At 71.3% G+C, this 21,908-nt stretch carries 18 protein-coding genes and 1 pseudogene; 13 read left to right on the forward strand and 6 right to left on the reverse strand.

Going from position 1 to position 21,908, the window contains the following annotated elements:
- Positions 1-146: 146 nt before the first annotated feature.
- Both AB0M52_RS11430 and AB0M52_RS11435 read left to right on the forward strand, forming a co-directional pair.
- Complete coding sequence (locus tag AB0M52_RS11430; protein ID WP_363952047.1) at positions 147-650, forward strand: hypothetical protein; 504 nt, start codon at positions 147-149, stop codon at positions 648-650.
- Positions 647-1,207 carry a redoxin domain-containing protein gene (locus tag AB0M52_RS11435; RefSeq protein WP_363952049.1) on the forward strand — a complete coding sequence of 187 codons (561 nt, stop codon included), beginning with the start codon at positions 647-649 and terminating at the stop codon, positions 1,205-1,207. The genes AB0M52_RS11430 and AB0M52_RS11435 overlap by 4 nt, the downstream gene beginning before the upstream one ends.
- 96 nt (positions 1,208-1,303) lie before the next feature.
- Here the strand turns inward: AB0M52_RS11435 and AB0M52_RS11440 are convergent, their stop codons facing one another.
- Positions 1,304-3,673, reverse strand: coding sequence for an immune inhibitor A domain-containing protein (locus tag AB0M52_RS11440; protein WP_363952052.1), 2,370 nt, complete (start codon positions 3,671-3,673; stop codon positions 1,304-1,306).
- Positions 3,674-4,167: 494 nt separating this feature from the next.
- On the opposite strand from AB0M52_RS11440, the gene AB0M52_RS11445 reads away from it, so the two are divergent.
- The 6 genes from AB0M52_RS11445 (at position 4,168) to AB0M52_RS11470 (ending at position 12,083) form a co-directional block, all read left to right on the forward strand.
- Positions 4,168-5,826: an ABC transporter substrate-binding protein gene (locus AB0M52_RS11445; RefSeq protein WP_363952054.1), complete on the forward strand. Its 1,659-nt coding sequence runs from the start codon at positions 4,168-4,170 to the stop codon at positions 5,824-5,826.
- A gap of 6 nt (positions 5,827-5,832) precedes the next feature.
- Positions 5,833-6,837, forward strand: a complete 1,005-nt coding sequence (locus tag AB0M52_RS11450; protein ID WP_111214612.1) for an ABC transporter permease — start codon at positions 5,833-5,835, stop codon at positions 6,835-6,837.
- A gap of 67 nt (positions 6,838-6,904) precedes the next feature.
- The gene (locus AB0M52_RS11455) at positions 6,905-7,831 is read left to right on the forward strand and encodes an ABC transporter permease (RefSeq protein WP_363952056.1); all 927 of its coding nucleotides are present in this window, start codon (positions 6,905-6,907) and stop codon (positions 7,829-7,831) included.
- Between the two features lie 4 nt (positions 7,832-7,835).
- Entirely contained in the window at positions 7,836-8,858 is a 1,023-nt protein-coding gene (locus AB0M52_RS11460; RefSeq protein WP_363952058.1) for an ABC transporter ATP-binding protein, read from the forward strand.
- Positions 8,855-9,949, forward strand: coding sequence for an oligopeptide/dipeptide ABC transporter ATP-binding protein (locus AB0M52_RS11465; RefSeq protein WP_363952060.1), 1,095 nt, complete (start codon positions 8,855-8,857; stop codon positions 9,947-9,949). Before AB0M52_RS11460 ends, AB0M52_RS11465 begins: the two co-directional genes overlap by 4 nt.
- Positions 9,900-12,083 (forward strand): alpha-galactosidase, encoded by a 2,184-nt coding sequence (locus AB0M52_RS11470; RefSeq protein ID WP_363952062.1) that lies wholly within the window; start codon positions 9,900-9,902, stop codon positions 12,081-12,083. Before AB0M52_RS11465 ends, AB0M52_RS11470 begins: the two co-directional genes overlap by 50 nt.
- On the opposite strand, the gene AB0M52_RS11475 is transcribed toward AB0M52_RS11470, so the two are convergent.
- From AB0M52_RS11475 to AB0M52_RS11485, 3 genes are read right to left on the reverse strand one after another with little or no spacing between them, the layout of a single operon-like run.
- Positions 12,080-13,555, reverse strand: a complete 1,476-nt coding sequence (locus AB0M52_RS11475; RefSeq protein WP_363952064.1) for an FAD/NAD(P)-binding oxidoreductase — start codon at positions 13,553-13,555, stop codon at positions 12,080-12,082. The two genes, AB0M52_RS11470 and AB0M52_RS11475, sit on opposite strands and share 4 nt — an antisense overlap.
- Positions 13,552-13,821: a (2Fe-2S)-binding protein gene (locus tag AB0M52_RS11480; RefSeq protein WP_363952066.1), complete on the reverse strand. Its 270-nt coding sequence runs from the start codon at positions 13,819-13,821 to the stop codon at positions 13,552-13,554. Before AB0M52_RS11480 ends, AB0M52_RS11475 begins: the two co-directional genes overlap by 4 nt.
- On the reverse strand, positions 13,818-15,017 hold the full coding sequence (locus AB0M52_RS11485; RefSeq protein WP_363952068.1) for an FAD-binding oxidoreductase: 1,200 nt from the start codon (positions 15,015-15,017) through the stop codon (positions 13,818-13,820). Before AB0M52_RS11485 ends, AB0M52_RS11480 begins: the two co-directional genes overlap by 4 nt.
- 234 nt (positions 15,018-15,251) lie before the next feature.
- Here AB0M52_RS11485 and AB0M52_RS11490 point away from each other — a divergent pair, with 234 nt between their 5' ends.
- The 5 genes from AB0M52_RS11490 (at position 15,252) to AB0M52_RS11510 (ending at position 20,559) form a co-directional block, all read left to right on the forward strand.
- A complete protein-coding gene (locus tag AB0M52_RS11490) occupies positions 15,252-16,148 on the forward strand; it encodes a dihydrodipicolinate synthase family protein (RefSeq protein ID WP_363952070.1) in 897 nt (298 codons plus the stop codon).
- A gap of 17 nt (positions 16,149-16,165) precedes the next feature.
- The gene (locus tag AB0M52_RS11495) at positions 16,166-17,176 is read left to right on the forward strand and encodes a proline racemase family protein (protein ID WP_363952072.1); all 1,011 of its coding nucleotides are present in this window, start codon (positions 16,166-16,168) and stop codon (positions 17,174-17,176) included.
- A gap of 17 nt (positions 17,177-17,193) precedes the next feature.
- Positions 17,194-18,573 carry an aldehyde dehydrogenase family protein gene (locus AB0M52_RS11500; protein ID WP_363952075.1) on the forward strand — a complete coding sequence of 460 codons (1,380 nt, stop codon included), beginning with the start codon at positions 17,194-17,196 and terminating at the stop codon, positions 18,571-18,573.
- Positions 18,574-18,661: 88 nt separating this feature from the next.
- A complete protein-coding gene (locus tag AB0M52_RS11505) occupies positions 18,662-19,342 on the forward strand; it encodes a GntR family transcriptional regulator (RefSeq protein ID WP_363952077.1) in 681 nt (226 codons plus the stop codon).
- Positions 19,343-19,359: 17 nt separating this feature from the next.
- Positions 19,360-20,559, forward strand: coding sequence for an amidohydrolase family protein (locus AB0M52_RS11510; RefSeq protein WP_363952080.1), 1,200 nt, complete (start codon positions 19,360-19,362; stop codon positions 20,557-20,559).
- Here the strand turns inward: AB0M52_RS11510 and AB0M52_RS11515 are convergent.
- Together AB0M52_RS11515 and AB0M52_RS11520 are read right to left on the reverse strand one after the other, a co-directional pair.
- On the reverse strand, positions 20,547-21,611 hold the full coding sequence (locus AB0M52_RS11515; protein WP_363952083.1) for a DUF916 domain-containing protein: 1,065 nt from the start codon (positions 21,609-21,611) through the stop codon (positions 20,547-20,549). The genes AB0M52_RS11510 and AB0M52_RS11515 overlap by 13 nt on opposite strands.
- Before the next feature lie 64 nt (positions 21,612-21,675).
- A pseudogene (locus AB0M52_RS11520) lies at positions 21,676-21,908 on the reverse strand (hypothetical protein); the annotation flags it as partial.

A 21,908-nucleotide genomic window follows, 5' to 3' on the forward strand; every position in this document is an offset into this window, starting at 1 on the left:
CAACGCCGACCTGTTCCTGCGGACCCCGGCGGACGTCGCCGCGGGTGCGTACACCTCGACGCTGACCCTGTCGCTATTCGAGTAATGGACCGGTGGGGGGCCATCTCGCCGTGGCCCCCCACCCCTTTGCGTCGGAGGACTCCACCATGATCCGAACCCTGCCGGGCCTGCCGGGTGCCGTGGGAAGAGAGGCCACGATGAACCGTCCACGAGTCCTCCTGCTCGGCGTCGTCGCGCTCAGCGCGACGCTTGCCGTCGGCTGCTCCGGCAACGCCGATCCACCCGCCACCCCCGCGGAGACCCAGGTCGTCCGGCTGACCATTCCCGACTGGAGCCTGCGCCCGGCCGGCACCAGCTGCGCCGGGGCCGGGCCGTACCGCTTCGCCCACGCCGAGGCGCCGTTCGTCATCCAGGATGACGACGGCCGCGAGGTCGCTCGGGGCACGCTCCCCTCCGGGACCTCGGAGAAGGCGATGGACGTCGACTTCAACAGCAACGTCCGGCGGGAGCCGACCCTGTGCGTGATGCGGATCGAGGTCGAAGCGGAGGAGCAGGTCGAGGGGCACCTCCTGGTCCTCGACGGGCGGCCGGGCCTACCGATCAAGAAGAGCGAAACTGCCGAGTTCGCAGGCGAGGTGGTGGTGTCATGAGGCGCTCGGTTCTCTCCTCGGCGATGCTGGTCGCTGCCCTGGCGCTCGCCGGCTGCACCGGTTCGGCCGGCGACGCCGGCCAGCCTCCGTCGGCGGTCCTCCCGGGCCCGGTACCCGACGGCGTCACCTTCGTCACGCCGCCCACCAGCGCGCCGCGGGCCCCGGGATTCACCCTGGACCTGCTCGACGGCACCGTGCTGGACATGTCGGAACAGTGGGACCGCCGCCCGGTCGTCCTGGTCTTCCTCGAACCCTGGTGCACGCTCTGCACCGAGCAGCAGCGGGAGATCAACCAGCTCGTCGAGGACTACCGGGACGCGATCCTCTTCGTCGGCGTGGGCAACGACGCGACCGTCGAGCGGATGAGCGAGTACGTCCGTGACAACGGGGTCAAGCATCCGGTGGGAATCGACCGGAGCGGACAGATCTGGCAGAAGTACCGGGTCGAGGAGCCGCCGCTGATCGCGCTGGTGAGCAAGGGCGGCAAGCTGCTGCGTGGCTGGCCCGGCGGCACCGACACGCTGCGCGCGCAGATGGACGACCTGGTCGCCCGGTAGAAGCCCAACCTCACCCTGCCGGCGGCTCCGGAGCCGCGGCAGCGAGAACCGGCGGCAGCCCTCACGGGCCGCCGCCGGTTTCGTGCTACCGGGACCCTAGCGGCAGCTGCCCGCGCCGTACGGCGCCTCGATCTGCCCGGTCACCGGCGCTCCGTCGACCGTCCCGGTGACCCTCACGGTCGCCGTGCCGGCCGGTATCGACCCACCTCGCGTGTTGAACGCCTGGTAGGCGGCCTTGCCCGGGGCGACGCCGGTAGCCGTCCGCGAGCCGTACGGCGTGATCAGCTCGATGGACAGCGGCACGTCGTCGGCGTTGCGGGCGTTGACCGAGACGTAGGCGGTGGTGCCGATGCACTGCGCGCGAGCCTCCACCTCGACGTCCCAGGTGGGCGTCGGGTCGGGGGTGACCGTGCAGGTGCCGGTCGACCGAGCGGTCGGATCGCTCTCGGAGACCGCGCTCAACGTCACCGTCGTCTCGTTCGCCGCTCCGGGAGCGTGCGTGACGTGCACCGGAACGGCCACGCTCTGCCCGAACTGGGCGGTGGCGAGTTCGTTGTAGAGTTCCGCGCGCCAGCCCGAACCGGACGACTCGACCGACAGCCGGTACACGTCGGCCCGTACCTTGTCGCCGACGTCGCTGGGGTGCAGCGCACGGTCGACGGCGGCGGCCTCGCCCGTGTTGTTCAGGCGGAAGGTGCAGGTGGCGGCGGTCCCGGAGGGGTGCGGCTCAGCCCTGCCGGGATCGACCCGGGCGCCGCGCTCGTGCGGCCCGGCGCCGTCGAGGGACCGTACGGCCACCGTGTAGGTCCGGATGCCGTCGGCGTCGGCCGCGAGGTCGATGATGTAGAAGTGCAGCCGGTTGTACGGGTCCACCCACTCGAACTCGGTGCCCGAGTTGGTCCCCACGTTGAAGGTGGCGTCGTTGAGCTGCCGGGGATCACCCGGCACCACCATGCGTGGCGTGCCGTCCGGCTGGTAGAAGTCGACCATGCCGATGTCCTCGGGCTTGGGGTCGATGGTCCAGGCGAAGCACGAGGCGGTGCCGCAGTTGGTGGCCTGCGGCTTCGTCTTGTTGATGATCACCCCGTTGCCGGGTACGAAGGAGTCGACGCCGATCTGCTGCACGGTCTCGATGGTGTAGTGCCGGTAGTCGCTGTTTCCCGCGCAGTTCAGCCCGCCGGTGGACGGGTGACACGACGGCGTCCGGTCGAGCGGCGCCGCACCGTCGAGGGCGATCCGTACGCCGAGCAGTTCGTCCGCCTTCGGGCCCACCGCTCGGGCCCGCACCTTGGCCACGACGACCCCCGACCCCGCCAGCCCGTTCCGGCTGAGGTCCACGATGTCCGCCGTGGTGGCCAGGCCGAGTTGGAGCTTGTTCCGGATGTTGTGGTGCGGTCCGACCGTTGATCCCCCGTCGGCCGGCACCCGCCAGCGGGTGTGCATACCGGTGGGGCCGTTCCAGGATCCCTGGCTCATCATGTCCCACTGCCCGGTGAAGGTCCGCTGCGCGGGTACCGCGAACGCACCGTTGTAGTTGTCGCCGATGCCGAGGATGTGGCTGAACTCGTGCGCGTACCCGGCGGTGCCGGACGACTCGGCCATGTTGGCGGAGCGGTTCCCCGCGCTGGCCCAGGTGAACGAGCCGGCCGCCCACGAGGTCCACGGGATGTACCGGGTCGGCATCCAGTTGGTCATCGTGCCGTCCGGGTCGAACTCCCGCGGCGGCCCGAACTCGTCCGGCACGTCCTCCGGCGAGGCGAACATCATCTCGCCGAAGACCTGCCAGGCGGTCGACTCGTCGAGGCCGGCGCCCATGTAGAAGACCTGGTCGTACGAGTTGGCGACGGCCGTGCCGACGTCGGCGACCCACAGGTTACGGGCGTCCTGGCCGAAGTTTCCGTTGCAGGTGAAGCGGGGCGGGCAGCTGCTCGCGTTGCCGTACGGGGAGTTGCCGTACTCGAAGTGGTTGCGGGGCAGCTGGTAGGAGCCGAAGGCATCGAGGTCGACGCCGTACTTGCCGTACGAGACCTCCATCCAGTAGGAGTTCAGCGTCTGCCTGCGGTTCAACGGTCCGGGCTTGTTGAGCAGGTCGCGGTAGAACTCCGCGACGCCTTCGCGCGGCACGTTCCCGACCCCGATGGGGTTGCCGAAGATCGTCGAGCCCGGCGCCTGGGTGATCTGGAACGGCATGTTGGGGTAGTCGAGCACGACGAGCGCGGCCTTCCAGCGCCGCACCGACGGCGTGCGCTGCGGGTCGGTCCAGTCGACCCCGGGCACGGGCCTGAAATCGTCCCAGGTCAGGTCGTACTGGTTGGCCCAGTTCTGCGGATCGAGCGGCACGAGCGCCGGTGTGGACGCCGGCGGTGCGGCGCCAGCGGGCTGTGGTGCGACGAGCGCACTCGCGGCGAGCGCGGCGAGCACGAGCGCCGCCCAGCGCCGTCGGGTTGTTCCCGGTCTCCAGGACACAGTGTCCTCCCTGCGGTGAGTCGGTGGGTTCCGCCGCACCAGCGATGGCAGAGAAGCAGGCCACTCGATACCGTCGCCGCTCCTCGCCCCGCGGCGAGTGCATGTCGTGGTACGGCGGGGGTCGCTTGTGGATGTGTGGGGGGGGGGGGGGATCGCTCGGTGGCTCGGGTGGCCGCCTGGGCAGCTGGGTGCCGTTCGTGGCGGTCCGTGCGGTGGGGGTGTCCCGCTCGGGGTCACGATTGGAACACGAGGTTGCAATTGTACATTGCACCAGCCGTTAACGGTGGTTAGTCTGCCTGGCAAAGCTGACCCGCACGGAGGTGCACCGCACCCCCAGCAGGTACGCCATGAACAACCCGTTCGCCACGCCTCACGTCCACCCCGGATCCCGGCGTCCCACCGGCAACCGTCCCGGCACGGGCTCGTGCGGAGATCCACAAGGGATGACCGACCGAGCTCAGCGGTCCGCGCGACGGACAGCCAAGGAGGATGACATGCGTGTGTACGGCAGAGTTGGGCGACTGGTCGCCCTGTCGGCCGCTGCGGGGCTGCTCGCCGCAGCCGCCGGTTGCAGTGGCGCCACTTCGACCGAGGACGGAGACCGGAAGACCTTCGTCTTCGGCGCTTCCGACGACCCCAAGACCCTGGACCCGGCGTACGTCTCCGACGGGGAGTCGTTCCGGGTCATCTTCCAGGTTTACGAGACGCTGGTCGCCCTGAAGCCGGGAACGACCGACGTCATCCCGTCGCTGGCCACCGACTGGTCGGTCAGCGACGACGGATTGACCTACACCTTCAATCTGGCGAAGGACGTGACCTTCCACGACGGAGAGCCGTTCAACGCCAAGGCGGTCTGTTACAACTTCGACCGGTGGTACAACTTCAAGGGCCCGCAACAGAACGGCGACATCTCGTACTACTGGCAGACCATCTTCGGTGGCTTCGCCACCCAGGACACCGACACCGCGCCGAAGACCAGCCGCTACGCCGCCTGTGAGGCCACCGAGGACTCGGTGGCCACGCTGCGTCTGACCCAGCCGTCCTCCGCGCTGCTGTCCGGCCTGGTGTTGCCCGCCTTCGCCATCGCCAGCCCGAAGGCGATCGCGGACGGCGGGACCGACCTCACGGTCAGCGGTGACTCGATCGCCTACAGCGGCGGCTTCGGCACCAAGGTGGTGGCCGGCACCGGCCCGTTCAAGTTCGTCAGCTGGGAGCGGGGCGAGCGGCTGATCCTGGAGGCGAACCCGAACTACCGCGAGGGCAAGCCCGCGCTGGACGAGATCATCTTCCGGCCGATCGCCGACGCGACCGCCCGCATGCAGGCGCTGCAGGCCGGCGAGATCGACGCCTACGAGGGCGTTGCGGCAGCCGACATCGAGGCCGTGCGCAGCGTCGGTCAGGTGGTCGAGCGGCCGGCCTTCAACGTCGGGTACGTCGGCATGAACCAGAGCGTGCCGCTGCTGAAGAACCAGAAGATCCGCCAGGCGATCGCCCACGCCCTCAACCGCCAGGGTCTGCTCTCCGCGGCGTACCCGGAAGGCGCCGAGGTCGCCAACCAGTTCCTGCCGCCGTCGCAGTGGGGCTACAACCCCGGCATCGCGGGCTACGAGTACAACCCCGACCGGGCCAAGCAGCTCATCGCCGAGTCCGGCGAGAAGGACCTGAAGCTGGAGTTCTGGTACCCGGCCAACGTCTCTCGCCCGTACATGCCGAACCCCCAGGCGGTCTACGAATCGTTCGCCGCAGACCTGGAGAAGGTCGGGTTCACCATCGTCCCGAAGACCGTCCCGTGGACGCCCGACTACCTGCAGGGCATCCAGGGCGACGGCAAGGGCCAGCTCTTCCTGCTGGGCTGGAGCGGTGACTACGCCGACCCGGACAACTTCGTGGGCACCTTCTTCCGCGAGACCACTCCCCAGTTCAACCTGACCGACCCCGGCATCCAGGGGCTGCTCAACCAGGCGCTGGCGGAGACCGACCAGGCCACCCGGCAGAAGCAGTACGAGGAAGCCAACCAGCTCATCTTCGACTACATCCCCGGCGTGCCCTTCGTCCACAACCGGCCGCTCCTGGCCCTGGGCAAGAACGTGGTCGGTTACCAGCCGTCCCCGGTCAGCCTCGAATACTTCAAGATCGTCAACATCGAAGGCTGACATCTCGTGCTTCGCTTTGTGGTTCGGCGGCTGCTTCAGCTGATTCCGATCCTGCTGGGGTTGTCGATCCTCCTGTTCGCCTGGGTGCGCGCGCTACCCGGCGGGCCCGCCCAGGCCCTGCTCGGGGAACGGGCCACACCGGAGGCCGTCGCACAGATCGAGGCGCAGCTCGGCCTGGACCGCCCGCTCTGGGAACAGTACGTTCAGTTCCTCGGGCGGGCGGTCCGGCTGGACTTCGGTGCGTCCCTGCAGACCGGACAGCCGGTCATCGAGGAGATGGCGCGCCGTTTCCCGGCCACCATCGAGCTGGCCGTCGCCGCGCTCCTCATCGCCGTCGCGGTGGGCATCCCGCTGGGCTACCTGGCCGCCCGCCGGTACGGGACCTGGCTGGACAGCGCTCTGGTGTCGGCCTCCCTGCTCGGGGTGACCGTGCCGATCTTCTTCCTGGCCTACCTGCTCAAGCTCGTCTTCGCCGTCCAGCTCGGCTGGCTGCCGACCGCGGGCCGGGCCGATGCGCGGGCGCGAACCGAACACCCGACCGGCTTCTACGTCCTGGACGGAATCCTCACCGGTGATCTCAACGCGAGTTGGGACGCGCTCACCCACCTGATCCTGCCCGCGATCGCGTTGGCCTCGATCCCGCTGGCCGTGATCGTCCGGATGACCCGCGCCTCGGTGCTCAACGTCCTGCACGAGGACTACGTCCGGACCGCCGAGGCCAAGGGCCTGCTGCCCGGAACGGTGGTACGCCGGCACGTGCTGCGGAACTCGATGCTGCCGGTGACCACCGTCATCGGCCTGCAGATGGGCGTGCTGCTCGCCGGCGCCGTGCTGACCGAGACGGTGTTCGCCTTCGCCGGCGTGGGGAAGTTCATGGCCGACGGCATCGTCCAACGCGATTTCCCGACCATTCAAGGGTTCATCCTGGTGATCGCCGTGAGTTACGTACTCATCAACATGATCGTCGACATCATCTACGGGCTGCTCGACCCCCGGGTGAGGGTCTCATGAGCGAGCGGCAGCGAGCGAATCATCAACGCCGCGGACATGCCGACCCGCAGCGGAGCGGAGGGTCGGCATGAGCGTCGAGGAACAGGTCGGTGCCGCCCGGCCGGGTGACGAGGCGGTCGGGGAGGCACGACCGACGCGGGGCCTGCGCGGTGAGGCCATGCGGCGGCTGCTGCGGAACCCGATGGCCATCGTCGGTTTCGTGCTGATCCTGGTGTTCGTCGCGGTCGCCGTCTTCGCGCCGTGGATCGCGCCGTACTCGCCGAAGGACAACTCCTGGCTGTCCGAGGTCCGCCCCGGCGCCTATCCCGGACCGTCCGCCGAGCACTGGCTGGGCATCGATCCGCTGGGCCGGGACGTCTTCTCCCGGCTGGTGTACGGCGCCCGGCAGTCGCTGCTGATCGGCGTGGTCTCGCTGGCGATCGGCGCCACCGTCGGGGTGTTCATCGGGCTGCTCGCGGGCGCCTTCGGTGGCTGGGTCGACGCGCTCGTCATGCGCCTGGTGGACATCATGCTGTCCGTACCGGGCCTGCTCTTCGCCATCGCGATCGCCGCGATGCTGGGGCAGAGCCTCACCTCGGTGATGATCGCCATCGCGGTCGTCAACATCCCGATCTTCGCGCGCCTGCTCCGGGGGGAGATGCTCGGGCAACGCGCCGCCGACTACGTGCTGGCGGCGCGTTCGCTGGGCATCTCCCGGGCCGGGATCGTCTTCCGGCACGTGCTGCCGAACTCCTTCACCCCGGTGATCGTGCAGGGCACGCTGACCCTCGCGCTGGCCATCGTCGAGGCGGCCGGGCTGGCCTTCCTCGGCCTGTCCGGTAGCGACCCGTCGGCGCCGGAATGGGGGCGGATGTTGACCGACGCCCAGGTCGCGTTGACCTCCGCCCCGCAACTGGCGCTGTACCCGGGGCTGGCGATCGTCCTCGCCGCGCTCGGCTTCACCCTGGTCGGGGAGTCGCTGCGCGAAGCACTCGACCCCAAGCTGCGGCGGTGAGCTGATGAGTTTTCTGCGCGTACGGGACCTCACGGTCACGTTCAGTCGACCCGGCAAGCCGCCGGTACGGGCGGTCGACGGCGTGAGCTTCGACGTGGAGTCGGGCCAGACGGTGGGGATCGTCGGCGAGTCCGGCTCCGGCAAGTCGGTCACCTCGCTGGCCGTCATGAGGTTGCTGCCCGCCCGCAACGTGCGGGTCACCGGCAGCATCATGCTCGGTGACCAGGAGCTGCTGACGCTGCCCGCGCGGCAGATGCGCGACGTCCGCGGCCGGGACGTCGCGATGATCTTCCAGGACCCGATGACCTCCCTCAATCCGGTGGTCACCGTGGGACGGCAGCTCGTCGAGGTGATCGTCCGGCACGACCGCAAGTCGACCACCGAGGCCAGACACGACGCGATCGCACTGCTCGACCGGGTCGGGATCCCGGATCCGGTGCGCCGGCTCCGCGAGTACCCGCACCAACTCTCCGGCGGTATGCGGCAACGGGTGATGATCGCCATGGCGATCGCCTGCCGGCCGCGGCTGCTCATCGCCGACGAGCCCACCACGGCGCTCGACGTGACCATCCAGGCACAGATCCTCGATCTGCTGCGCGATCTGGTCGAGGAGAGCGGCTCCGCGCTAGTGATGATCACCCACGACCTGGGGGTCGTGGCGGGCCTGTGCGAGCAGGTGCACGTCATGTACTCCGGCCGGATCGTGGAATCCGCCCCGGCGACCGGTCTCTTCGCACGTCCCGCCCACCCGTACACCGACGGCCTGCTGCGCTCGATCCCGCGTATCGACGACGACCATCACGGCAGGTTGCACACCATCCGAGGTTCGGTGCGCGACGTGGTGGCCTGGGAGCACGGCTGCGCGTTCCAGCCCCGATGCGACCACGCGGTCGACGCCTGTCTAGGCGCCTCTCCCCCGGTGCTGGATCTCAGCGACGGGCCGCCCCGACAGGTCCGCTGCCCGCGACCGATGAACCAGCCGGCGCCCGCCACCGGCACCGAACGAAGCGAGGTGAGTGCGGGTTGAGCCTGCTTCAGGTACGTGATCTCAAGGTGCACTTCCCGATCAAGAGCGGGACCCTGTTCACCCGACAGCACGGCTCGGTGCAGGCGGTGGACGGGGTGGACCTGGACGTGGCGGCCGGAACCACGTTCGGACTGGTCGGCGAGTCCGGCTGCGGCAAGTCCACCCTGGCGCGCGCCATCATGCGGTTGGTCGAGCCGACCGCCGGCAGCGTCGCCCTCGACGGCCAGGATCTCCTCGGGCTCAGCGAGCGCAGGCTGCGCCCGATGCGCCGCAACTTCCAGATGGTGTTCCAGGACCCGATGGCGAGCCTGGATCCCCGGCAGAACGTGGAGTCGCTGCTCACTGAGCCGCTGCGCGCCCACAAGATCCCCGGTGGGCCGGTGGAGCACGCGCGGCGGATCCGGGAGCTGCTGGAGGTGGTGGGCCTGCCGGCGACGGCACTGGAGCGCTACCCCCACGAGTTCTCCGGCGGTCAACGCCAGCGGATCGGCATCGCCCGGGCCCTGGTGCTGAGCCCCAAGTTGATCGTCGCCGACGAGCCGGTGTCCGCACTGGACGTCTCCGTCCAGGCGCAGGTGATCAACCTGCTCAAGGAGTTGCAGGAGAGGTTCTCGCTGACCTATCTGGTCATCGCCCACGACCTCGCCGTGGTCCGGCACATCAGCGACACCGTGGCGGTCATGTACCTGGGATCGATCATCGAGCAGGCGCCCGCCGACCAGCTCTACCGGAGCCCGACCCATCCGTACACCAAGGCCCTGATGGGGGCGGTACCGGTGCCGGACCCCGCGGTCGAGGTGGGCCGCAACCGGATCCTGCTCCAGGGCGACCTGCCGTCCCCGGCCAATCCACCCGCCGGCTGCCGCTTCCACACCCGCTGCCCGTGGCGGCAGGCCAGCCGCTGTGCCGAGGAGCGGCCGGCGTTGCGGACGCTGGCCGGCGGGCACCAGGTTGCCTGCCACTACGCGGAGGACATCGCGGCCGGCCGGATCCAGCCGTCGACCACCGCCGCGCCGAGATCCACGGCGACGGTGAGCCAGCGTGAGCCCGCCGAGCTGCTGGATTCCAGGCGGTCCCCGGGTGGGCGGTGACCTCGACCCGGGCATCGCTCACCTGCGCGCCGGTGGCGTCAGCATCGTCGTCGACGCCCGCGGGCCGGGGCTGCCGGTGGTGCGGCACTGGGGCGCCGAACTCAGCGACGCGGACGCCCGCCACGTCGGGCCGGGCCTCGGCGAGGCGCTGACGGTCAACTCGCCGGATCCGGCGGTGCCGCTGGCGCTGGTGCCCGAGGCGAGCACGGGACACATGGGCCGCCCCGGACTGCGGGGGCACCGCGCGGGTGCGCACTGGTCGTCGGCCTTCGCGCTGACCGACGTCACGGTCGATCCCGGTACGGCGAGGTTCACCGCGGTGGACGGGCGCGCCGAGTTGGAGCTGGTGACCGAGGTGGAGCTGACGCCGTCGGGGCTGGCCCGGGTACGCCATCAGCTGACGAACCTCGCCACCACCCCGTACGTCCTGGACGGACTCGAGGTGGCCCTGCCGGTGCCTCCGCACGCCGAGGAACTGCTCGACTTCACCGGCCGGTGGGCGCGCGAACGCCACCCGCAGCGCCGGCCGTTCGACCGGGGTGCCTGGGTACGCGAGAACCGGCGCGGCCGTACCGGGCACGACGCCACGATCGGGCTGGTCGCCGGCGTCCGTGGCTTCGGGTTCGGTGGTGGCGAGGTGTGGGCGGTCCACGTCGCGTGGAGCGGCAACCACGTCACGTACGCCCAGCGAACCCCCGACGGCCGGTCGACGCTGGGCGGCGGCGAGCTGCTGCTCAGCGGCGAGGTGATCCTGGCTGCGGGGCAGACGTACCGGTCGCCCTGGCTCTACGCCGGCTACAGCGCTGGCGGCCTGGACGGCGTGAGTGCCGGCTTTCACCAGTGGCTACGGGCCCGCGCGCACCATCCCGGGCCGACCCGGCCGAGACCGGTCGTGCTGAACACCTGGGAGGCCGTCTACTTCGACCATGACCACGACCGGCTGCGCGCACTGGCCGACGCGGCGGCCGAGGTCGGCGTGGAGCGGTTCGTGCTGGACGACGGCTGGTTCCTCGGGCGCCGCCACAGCGGGGCCGGCCTGGGCGACTGGTCGGTCGATCCGGCGGTCTGGCCGGACGGCCTAACGCCGTTGATCGACCACGTCGAGTCGTTGGGCATGGAGTTCGGGCTGTGGGTCGAGCCGGAGATGGTCAACCCGGATTCCAACCTGTTCCGGGCGCACCCGGACTGGGTGCTCGGCCCGGCACCCGGGGCCATGCCGGTCACCGTCCGCCGCCAGCAGGTCCTCAACCTGGCCCACCCGGCGGCGTACCGGTACATCCTGGACCGGCTCGACCAGCTGTTGCGGGACCACCACATCGGCTATCTCAAGTGGGACCACAACCGCGACCTGGTCGACGCCGGTCAGGACGGCCGGGCCTCGGTACGCGAGCAGACGCACGCGGTGTACCGGCTGCTCGCCGAACTGCGGGCCCGGCACCCTGGAGTGGAGATCGAGAGCTGTTCCTCCGGCGGTGCCCGGATCGACCTGCAGATCCTGGAACACACCGACCGGGTGTGGGCGAGCGACTGCAACGACGCGCTCGAGCGCCAGGCGATCCAGCGCTGGACCGGGCTGTTCCTTCCGCCGGAACTGATCGGTTCCCATGTCGGACCGTCGCGGTCGCACACCACATCGCGCACCCACGACCTGTCGTTCCGCCTGGCAACCGCGATCTTCTGCCACTTCGGCCTGGAGTGGGACATCTCGACCGCCACCGAGGAGGAGCGCCGGCAGCTGCGCCGGGCGATCGGTCTGTACCGGGATCTGCGCCCGCTGCTGCACACCGGCTCGGTGGTCCGTGTCGACCACCCGGACCCGTCGGCCTGGGCGCACGGGGTGGTGTCGGCGGACCGTTCAGCGGCCGTGTTCGCGTACGCCCAGCTTGCCACCTCCGTCGACGCGGTGCCGGCCCCGTGGCGGATGCCGGGCCTCGACCCGCACCGGTCGTACCGGGTCACGCTCCTCGACCAGATCGAGCGGCCCGCCATGGCGGGCCGGGCCGACCCGGCCTGGTTCGCCTCGGGCACGGTCGAGGTGAGCGGCCGCGTGCTCGGCGTGATCGGGCTGCCGCCCCCGGTGCTGGCCCCCGAACAGGCCGTGCTGGTCCGCCTCGACGCCGTCGGCGAGCCCTAGGCGCTTCCAGCATCACCGGCCGGCGGCTCGTCGCCGGGCGGCGTCGCCAGCTGGCCGAGGGGCGTGGGCGCGGCGATCGACCGGTCCGCGAAGGCCCGCAGGTCCGCCTCGGCGACGGGCCGGCCGGCGTGCCGGGCGGTCAGGCAGGCGGTGGCGAATCCGCACACCCGGCCCTGACACCAACCCATGCCGGGCCGGGCGAGCAGCTTGACGATGCGGGCCTCGGTCGCGCCCAGCTCCACCACGGCCCGCCGGATACTGCCCGCGTCCACCTCTTCACACCGGCAGACCAGAGTCTCGTCGGAGCACCGCTCCAGCATGACCTCCGGGATCGGATAGACCTGATGCATAGCGGACGCGAACCCGCGCAGCGCGGTCCGCCGTCGGCGCAGCACCCGGTCGTCCCCGACCTCGTCGGCACCGAATGACGCGGCCGCCGCGAGGCCGGCGATCCGACCCTCGACCGTCGCGAGGTCGGCCCCACCGACACCGGTCGCCTCGCCGGCCGCCCACACCCCGGCGACGCTGGTCGCCTGGTCCTCGTCGACGGTCACCACCAGGCTGCCGTCGACGTCCAGGTGGGTCGCGCAACCGAGTTGGAGGGCCAGCTCAAGCTGCGGGGTGAAGCCCCAGCCGACGGCGAGCACGTCGCACGCGATCTCCCGCTCGGTGCCGGCCCGCACCCGGCCGGCCCGGTCCAGCTTGCCGACCAGCACGCCGGTCAGCCGGTCCGTGCCGAGGGCCCGGAGCACGACGTGCCGGTGGCGGACGGCGACCCGGTGCCGCAGCAGCCGCCCGGCGTACCCGGCTGCCTCGCCGAGCTTGCCGGTCGCGCCGAGCACCGCGCGCGGAAAGCGGGCGAAGGCGAGCGGGCTGTTCGCCTCGATGACCGCGGCCACCCGGGCGCCGTACCGGGCGAGCCCGTCGGCCACCGGCAGCAGGAACGGTCCGGTGCCGGCGACCACCACGGTCCGACCGGCCACCACGAGGTTTCCCTTGAGGAGCGCCTGTCCCCCACCGGCGGTGATCACGCCGGGCAGGTCCCAGCCGGGGAACGGCAGTTGCCGGTCGTACGCGCCGGTGGCGAGGACGAGCCGCCGGGCGTGCACGGTGACGGGTGCGGGGGTGCCGTGCTGTCGGGGCTCGGCGCCCAGCACGCAGTGCACCGACCACTGGTCGTCGGCTCGCAGGATCGACCACACGTGGTGCCCGGCCAGCCGGAGCACCCGGCCGGTGCCGGCCAGTTCGGTGAGCCGGGTGTCGGTCGAGGTGAACCGGTGCCACCCGTGGTGCAGGGTGGCCGGCCGGAACGAGCCGGTGCCGGGGGCCGGGGACCGCCAGTACTGCCCGCCGGGGCGTACGCCGGCGTCGATGATTGCCACCCGCGTGCCCGCCTCGGCCGCGGCCAGCGCGGCCGCCAGTCCGGCCGGTCCGGCGCCGATGACGGCGAGGTCCACGCGATGTTCGGTCACCGCCCCGTTCCTTCCTGGGTGCGGACGTCGTCGCCGGGGTTTGCGGGCACCAGGCAGGCCCGCAGTGAGGGTTGCCCGTTGACGGTGACCAGGCAGTCGAAGCAGATCCCGATGCCGCAGAACAGTCCGCGGGGTCGCTGGCCGTGGCGGGTGGTCCGCCAGGACCGCACCCCGGCGGCGGTGAGCGCCGCACCGATGGTCCAGCCGTCCCGGCAGGGCAGCGGCGTGCCGTCGAAGACGATCTCGAACTCGTGGGGACGGCTCACCGGGGCACCTCCGGGCCGAAGCGGTCGGGGCGGAACGGGTGCAGGTCGATCTCGGGTGGCTCGCCGATCAGGCTCTGGGCGACCAGACGCGCGGTACCCAGGGACAGGCCGATGCCGGCACCCTCGTGGCCGCAGGCGTGGTGCAGCCCCGGTGCGCGCGGATCCGGGCCGATCACCGGAAGGTGGTCGGGGCAGTACGGCCGGAACCCGCGGTAGGCCCGGATCACCGCCACGTCGCGCAGGACCGGGAAGAGCCGTACCGCGCCGGCGGCGAGCTGCCGCAGGGCCGGTAGCGAGATCGTCCGGTCGAACCCGACGCGCTCTCGGCTGGCGCCGATGAGCACCGTGCCGGCACCGGTCCCCTCCACCACCGTCGAGGTCTGTAGGGCGGCCGAGTCGCTGGCCACGTCCGCCACGTAGTCCGCGAGGTACACCTTGTGCCGGATGATCGGCGGGAGCGGCTCGGTGACCAGGATGTAGCCGCGCCGGGGCGCGACCGGGACCCGGACTCCGGCCAGGGCGGCGATCTCGCCGGCCCAGGTGCCGGCGGCGTTGAGTACGGCACCGGCGGGGATGTCACGCCGCGGGGTGCGCACCCCGGTCACCCGATCGCCGTCCCGGAGGAAGCCGGTGACCGGCTCGTGGGTCAGCACGGTGGCGCCGGCCCGGCGGGCCAGTCGGAGCAGGTGTGCGGCCGCGAGCATCGGCTGCACCTGCATGTCCTGCGGGTACCGGTAGCCGCCGGCGACGTCGTCGGTCAGGTGCGGCTCGAAGTCCCGCAGCCGGTCCCCGGGCACGGCGACGGCCTCGACCCCGAGTTCCCGCTGCTGGGCCGCGAGCCGGGTCAGGCCGGCCAGCGCCGCCGGGCCGGTGGCGACCACCAGGCCACCCTTGGTTTCCAGCTCCACCGCCCGGCCGAACGTCGTGCCGTCCAGCGGCAGGTCGGCCAGGCTCCGCCACTGCCGGTTTGACAGCAGCGCGAGGTCGAGTTCGGGACCACGCTCCTTGTCGGAGAGCAGTATGTTGCCCTCGCCTGCTCCGGTCGTCCCGCCGGTGATCGGTCCGCTGTCGACCACGGTCACCGTCAGGCCGGCTCGGGTGGCGTGAAAGGCGCAGGCCGCACCTACGATTCCTGCGCCGACGACGACGAGGTCGGAGGAGGTGGAGGTCGATGTGCGAGGGGGCCGATCAGGCATGGAGCGACCGCCCGAGCCGTCGGTTCGCAGTGGCATCCGGCCATGCCGGCGGCACGGGAGCGGGGTCGGGCATGTGCACCTCGGGGCGGCGATGCGGCTGGAAGCGTTTGCTTGCGCTGTTGTAGTGTGACATTGTACGCCCTCGCTTGCGGTACCTTCCGCTGTGACGGCGACCGACGTCCACGTTGTTCGGCTCGACTGGGCCCATTGGGACCGGAGGATAAGGAGCACTCGATGCGCGCGCGATTGAAGCCATGGCACGGCGTGCTGGTGGCGACGACGGTGCCGTTGGACGACCGCCTGGCGGTCGACTTCGACCGGTACGCCGAGCACGTCGGATGGCTGGCAGCCGAGGGTTGCGACGGGGTGACTCCGAACGGTTCACTCGGCGAGTATCAGACCCTCACCGAGAAGGAACGGAGCGCACTGGTCCGTGTCGCGGTCGATGCCGCCCCGGACGGCTTCACCGTGATGCCCGGCATCGCGGCGTACGGCGCGCTGGAGGCGCGGCGCTGGGCCGAGGACGCCGCCGAGGCCGGCTGCGCGGCGGTGATGCTGCTGCCGCCGAACGCGTACCGGGCCGACGAGCGGGCCGTGCTCGAGCACTACCGGGAGGTTGCAAAGGTCGGCGTCCCGGTGGTGGCGTACAACAACCCGATCGACACCAAGGTCGACCTCAGCCCGGCCATGCTCGCCCGGCTGCACGGCGAGGGGCTCATCGTCGGCGTCAAGGAGTTCACCGGCGACGTCCGGCGCAGCTACGAGATCGCCGAAGTGGCGCCCGACCTGGACGTGCTCGCCGGCTCCGACGACGTCACGCTGGAGCTTGCCATCGCCGGCGCGCCCGGCTGGATCGCCGGTTACGTCAACGCCCTGCCGCGCGCCAGCGTGCAGCTGTTCAACGCCGCCGCCAGCGGTGACCTGGCCACCGCGCTGCCGCTCTACCGGGCGCTGCACCCGCTGCTGCGATGGGACTCGAAGACCGAGTTCGTGCAGGCGATCAAGCTCTCCATGGACATCGTCGGACGGTACGGCGGACCGTGCCGCCCGCCGCGGGTACCGCTCACCGAGGCGCAGGCCAGCATCGTCCGGGAAGCCACCGAGAAGGCGGTAGCGGCCAGCGGCCGGTGACGGAAGGGCGATAGTAAATGCGCAGTAACCGGGTCTTCCACGCGGTCGACTCGCACACCGAGGGCATGCCGACCCGGGTGATCACCGGCGGCATCGGTGTCATCCCCGGCGACTCGATGGCCGAACGGCGCCGGCATTTCATCACCCACCTCGACCACATCCGCACCCTGCTGATGTGCGAGCCGCGCGGGCACGCCGCGATGAGTGGGGCGATCCTTCAGCCGCCAACCCGGCCGGACGCCGACTGGGGGGTGCTCTACATCGAGGTGAGCGGGTGCCTGCCGATGTGCGGGCACGGCACAATCGGGGTGGCCACGGTCCTCGTGGAGACCGGCATGGTGACCGTCACCGAGCCGGTGACCGTGATCCGGCTCGACACCCCCGCCGGGCTGGTGACGGCCGAGGTGGCGGTACGCGACGGGCGCGCCGAGTCGGTGACGCTGCGCAACGTACCGGCCTTCGTGCAGGAGTTGGACGCGACGGTCGAGGTGCCCGAGCTGGGCCCGGTCACCCTCGACCTCGCCTTCGGCGGCAACTTCTACGCCATCCTCGGCCTCGACCAGTTGGGCATCCCCTTCACGCCGAGCGACGCCCGCGTCCGGCAGCGCATGCTCGACGCCGGACTGGCCATCATGGACGCGGTCACCGAGCAGATCAAGCCGGTCCATCCGGAGGACCCCAAGATCGCTGGCTGTCACCACGTCTACCTCGCGGCGCCAGGTTCGGACGCCGGGCACTCCCGACACGCGATGGCCATCCACCCGGGCTGGTTCGACCGCTCCCCCTGCGGCACCGGGACATCGGCCCGGATGGCCCAGCTGCACGCCCGGGGCGAGTTGGCGTTGCACGCCGACTTCGTCAACGAATCGATCATCGGTAGCCGGTTCGTCGGCCGGCTGCTCGACCGCACCACCGTCGGCGACCGGCCCGCCGTCGTCCCGACGGTCACCGGCCGGGCCTGGATCACCGGCACCGCGCAGTACTTCCTCGATCCCACCGACCCGTTCCCCACCGGTTTCCTGCTCTGACCAGCGCTGGAGTCTCCATGTCCGTCGTGCAGTCCGTCTCCCCCCAGAACCCGGACGATGTCGTCGTGTCGGTCCCCGCCGCGACCGCCGGAGACGTCGGGAAGGCCGCCGAGGCCGCCCGAGCGGCGCAACCCGGCTGGGCCGCCGCGCCGCCCGCGGAACGGGCGGCCGCCCTGCACGCGGCCGCCGACGCGGTGGCAGCCGCCTCGGCCGAACTGGTCGAGTTGACCGTGCGTGAGGTGGGCAAGCCGGTCACCGAGGCGCGCGGCGAGGTGGCCCGGTCGATGGCGCTGCTGCGGTACTACGCCCAGCAGGTGTACGACCCGACCGGTGCGGTGCACGATCCGAGCGGCGGCCGGGGGTTGGCGTACACCCGGCGTCGCCCGCGCGGGGTCGCGGGTCTGATCACCCCGTGGAACTTCCCGCTGGCCATTCCACTGTGGAAGGCCGCGCCGGCACTGGCCTTCGGCAACGCCGTCCTGCTCAAGCCGGCACCGCAGGCGACCGCGTGCGCGCTGCGGCTGGCCGAGCTGATCACGCCGTACCTGCCCGAGGGGCTCCTGACGGTGCTGCCCGGCGACGCCGAGGCGGGCCAGGCGGTCGTCGCGGCGGGTGACGTCATCTCGTTCACCGGCTCCGCCGCGGTGGGCGCCACCGTCGGGTCGGCCGCCGTGGCCCGGGGCGTGCCGGTGCAGTGCGAGATGGGCGGCCACAGCCCGGCGGTGGTCCTGCCGGACGTCGACGTCGAATCCGTCGCCCGGCAGGTCGCCTACGCGGCGTTCGGGTACGCGGGGCAGAAGTGCACCGCCACCAAGAGGATCATCGTGGTCGGTGACCCGACCGACTTCACCGACGCGCTGGTCGCCGCCGCATCGGCGATGGCGTGCGGCGATCCCGCGGCGCCGGACACCGTCGTGGGGCCGGTCATCGAGGCGGCGGCGCGGGCCCGGGTGCTCGACGCGGTGAACAGCGGCGTCGCCGCCGGTGGCCGGGTGCTCACCGGCGGCCGGGCGATCGAGCGGCCGGGCTGGTTCGTGGGCCCGACGGTACTGACCGACCTGCCGGCGGACCACCTGCTCAACCGGGAGGAGGTGTTCGGGCCGATCTGCACGCTGAGCCGGGTCGACACCGTCGACGCGGCGCTGCACGCCGCCAACGACGTCCGGTACGGGCTCGCCGCCTCGGTCTTCACCGCCGACCTGGACGCCGCGCTGCGGTTCGCCGACGGGCTGGCGGCTGGACAGATCAAGGTCAATGCGCCGACCGCGGGCGTGGACTTCTACCTGCCGTTCGGCGGCGAGCGCGACTCCAGTTTCGGGGGGCGCGAGCAGGGCAAGGCGGCCCAGGACTTCTACACCGCCCTGCACACCGTGACCGTCGTTCCGGCGGGAAGTTGACCCTCGTGGCGCCGGCGTTCGACCGAGCGGCGTATGCCGGGTTCGGCAGCTTCGCATATCATGCCCGGCTATGGAGAATGGGGCGTGAATGACTGAATCGTTGGAGTTGCCGGCCCTGGGGGCACGAATGAGCGTGCGCGGGCAGGTCGCCCACGCCCTCCGGGCGGCGCTCGTGGCCGGCCAGATGCGCCCCGGCGAGGTCTATTCGGCGCCCACCCTCGCCGCCCAGTTCGGCGTCTCCGCCACGCCGGTTCGGGAGGCGATGCTCGACCTGGTCAAGGAGGGCCTGGTCGAGACGGTACGGAACAAGGGTTTCCGGGTCACCGAACTGTCCGAGCAGGAACTCGACAACCTCACCGAGATCAGGCAGCTGATCGAGGTGCCGACCACCGTCCGGGTGATCGACGAGGCCACCGCCGAGGATCTGGCCCGGTTGCGGCCGATCGCCCAACAGATCGTCGACGCGGCCCAGGAAAAGGATCTGATCGCGTACATCGAGCATGACCGGCAGTTCCACCTGGAGTTGCTTTCCCTGATGGGCAACAGCCATCTGGTCGCGCTGGTCGGTGAGCTGCGGGCGAAGTCACGGCTGTTCGGGCTCACCCGTCTCGCCGAGACCGGGAAGCTGGTGCCCTCCGCGCAGGAGCACATCGAGATGCTCGACCTGATCGAGGCGGGCGACCGGCGCGGCCTGGAACGGCTGATGCGGGCGCACATCGGGCACGTACGAGGCCGTTGGGCGGGCCGGGCGGAGCGATCCGAAGAATGAACAGGGACGTGGGTCGCGTGACCGAGTCGAGCCGGCTCACCATCGTCAACGCGACGGTCTTCGACGGCGTCTCCGCCGAGTTGACCGAGGGCCCGATCCAGATCGTCGACGGGACCATCGTGGCGATCGGCGGGGTCGATCGATCGGTGGACCGGGTGATCGACGCGCGGGGCGGCACGGTGATTCCCGGGCTCATCGACGCGCATTTCCATGCGTACGGGACCGAGCTTGACCTGCTCGCGCTGGAATCCAGCCCGCTCAGCTACCTCGCCCTGGCGGGCGCGCAGCGACTGGGAGCCGCCCTCCGGCGCGGGTTCACCACCGTACGCGATGTCGCCGGCGGTGACCCGGGGCTGGCGAAGGCGATCACGCGCGGCCTGATTCCGGCCCCGCGCTACCTCTACACCGGACCGGCCCTGTCGCAGACCGGCGGGCACGGTGATCCCCGTCCGGGCGACGCTGACCTGTGTGCCTGCGGCGCACACACCGGCGAGGTCGTGGACGGCGTCGACGCGCTGCGCCGAGCGGTCCGCGACCGGTTCCGGCGCGGCGCCCACGCCATCAAGATCATGGCGTCCGGCGGGGTCATCTCGCACACCGATCCGATCCGGGTGCCGCAGTACTCGCCGGAGGAGATCCGCGCGGTCACCGACGAAGCCGTCCGGCGGGAGAGCTACGTCGCCGCGCACGCGTACTCCCCCGCCGCGATCGCCCACGCCGTCAGCAACGGGGTCCGCACCATCGAGCACGGCAACCTGCTCGACGAGCCCACCGCGCAGCTGATGGCCGCGCACTCCGCCTTCCTGGTGCCCACCCTCGCGGCCTACGACGCCATGGAGCGCCGGGGCGCGGACTTCGGGCTGACCCGGACCGGCCGCGAGAAGAACCGTGAGGTGCTCGACGCGGGTCGGGGGGCGATCAAGATCGCGCGCAGGGCCGGGGTGCCGATCGGTTTCGGTACCGACCTGATGGGCCCGCTCGAGGACGAGCAGCTGATCGGGCTGCGGTTGCAGGTCGAGGTCGAGGGCACGTTCGCCGCGCTGTGCTCCGCCACCTCGGTCAACGCCGAGATCATCGGCCGGCCGGACCTCGGTCGGGTCGCGGTCGGCGCCACCGCCGACCTGGTGATCCTGGCCGGCGACCCGTTCGCCGATCCGACCGTGCTCTGGGCCGGGCCGGATCGGCGGACGGTGATCCAGGGCGGTCACCCGGTCTGACCGGCCCGCGACGCACCCAGCTCGGCTTCCCGGCTTTCCGCGCGGCCCTCGTCCCGGGCGCGGGCGAGCAGCTGCGCGAGTCGCTGCCGGCGTCGCCGGGCGATGATCCGGAAGGCGAGTACGAGCAACGCGAGGATGACGGCGAGGGCCAGTTGCGACCAGGGCAACGCCCAGACCGTCACGGTGCCCGAGGTCTGCCGGATGTCGGCGTCGGTCGGGTCGCCGACCAGGATGTCCGGGGTCACGTCGACGGTCGTACGCAGCGGTCCCAGGCCCCAGACTCCGGTGACGCGGGCGTCGACGTTTCGGCTGCCGGCTGGCAGAAGTTCCTCGACCGCGCCCGGGGTGTTCCGTTCCAGCAGGCCGAACAGTTCGGCGACGGTCGTCCGGCCGTTGCCGGTCACCGCGACGTTGCCATCGTTCGTCGCGGTGTAGCTGAGCTCGATGGTGCCGGCCGAGAAGGGGTTCCACGAGGGCCGGTACGTGGCGGTGAGGTCGTTGATCGCCACGGCCGCGGTGACCGTGCCGCTGGCCCGCATCATGACCCGGAAGCCGACCCGGCTCTCGACGGCGACCGTGCCGCCGGTGCTGGTGACCGTCGCCGCGATACCGGCCGGGTGATCCCCTGGCGTGGCGTCGTCGGGTGCGGTGATGGTGAACGGCACCACCTTCGTCTGCTTGGCCCCGACGGTGACCTTCTCCTGCACGTCGATCCAGGTCCCGCCGTCCACTGACTCCTGGTTCGACGGGAGCATGTTGAAGCGGCCCTTGTCGGTGAGGTAACCGTCGGCCGCCTTCAGCGAGAAGACGACCGGTGAATCACTGAAGTTCCGCACCGCAACGTGCTCGGTCACCGACTGACCCGGGTCGAGCGTGACCTCCACCCACCGGCGGCCGTCCGGGCCCTGCTTGTTGGCCGGCTGCACCGACCAGGTGACCGTAGGGGTGGTCGGTTCCGCCACCGCGCCGGCGGGCGCGATCGGCATGGTGACGAGCACCGCGGCCAGGACGGCGAGCAGCCGCGACCACGGCCGCGGCAGGGTTCGGATCATGATGGGGCCCTTCGATGCGGGGACGTGGTGGGGGGCCACGGCGAGATGGCCCCCCACCGGTCCATTACTCGAACAGCGACAGGGTCAGCGTCGAGGTGTACGCACCCGCGGCGACATCCGCCGGAGTCCGCAGGAACAGGTCCGCGTTGACCGAGTACGCGCCCTCGGCCACCGCACCGGAGTCGAACGTCGAGACCAGCAGTTCCTGGTCGACCAGACCCACGTTGTTACCCGGCTGGGTCGCCTCGTCCAGAACCGTCACGACCTCCTCACCCTCACTGACCAGACCGGTGTCGC

Origin of the sequence: Micromonospora sp. NPDC051296 (assembly GCF_040682255.1) — a bacterium.
Taxonomy (GTDB): Bacteria; Actinomycetota; Actinomycetes; order Mycobacteriales; family Micromonosporaceae; genus Micromonospora; species Micromonospora craterilacus.

Excerpts from the sequence above, each read along its gene's own strand:
- AB0M52_RS11430 (WP_363952047.1), top strand. The coding sequence starts at position 147 with ATGATCCGAACCCTGCCGGGCCTGCCGGGTGCCGTGGGAAGAGAGGCC.
- AB0M52_RS11435 (WP_363952049.1), top strand. The coding sequence starts at position 647 with ATGAGGCGCTCGGTTCTCTCCTCGGCGATGCTGGTCGCTGCCCTGGCG.
- AB0M52_RS11445 (WP_363952054.1), top strand. The coding sequence starts at position 4,168 with ATGCGTGTGTACGGCAGAGTTGGGCGACTGGTCGCCCTGTCGGCCGCT.
- AB0M52_RS11455 (WP_363952056.1), top strand. The coding sequence starts at position 6,905 with ATGAGCGTCGAGGAACAGGTCGGTGCCGCCCGGCCGGGTGACGAGGCG.
- AB0M52_RS11460 (WP_363952058.1), top strand. The coding sequence starts at position 7,836 with ATGAGTTTTCTGCGCGTACGGGACCTCACGGTCACGTTCAGTCGACCC.
- AB0M52_RS11485 (WP_363952068.1), bottom strand. The coding sequence starts at position 15,017 with ATGCCTGATCGGCCCCCTCGCACATCGACCTCCACCTCCTCCGACCTC.
- AB0M52_RS11490 (WP_363952070.1), top strand. The coding sequence starts at position 15,252 with ATGCGCGCGCGATTGAAGCCATGGCACGGCGTGCTGGTGGCGACGACG.
- AB0M52_RS11495 (WP_363952072.1), top strand. The coding sequence starts at position 16,166 with ATGCGCAGTAACCGGGTCTTCCACGCGGTCGACTCGCACACCGAGGGC.
- AB0M52_RS11500 (WP_363952075.1), top strand. The coding sequence starts at position 17,194 with ATGTCCGTCGTGCAGTCCGTCTCCCCCCAGAACCCGGACGATGTCGTC.
- AB0M52_RS11505 (WP_363952077.1), top strand. The coding sequence starts at position 18,662 with ATGACTGAATCGTTGGAGTTGCCGGCCCTGGGGGCACGAATGAGCGTG.
- AB0M52_RS11515 (WP_363952083.1), bottom strand. The coding sequence starts at position 21,611 with ATGATCCGAACCCTGCCGCGGCCGTGGTCGCGGCTGCTCGCCGTCCTG.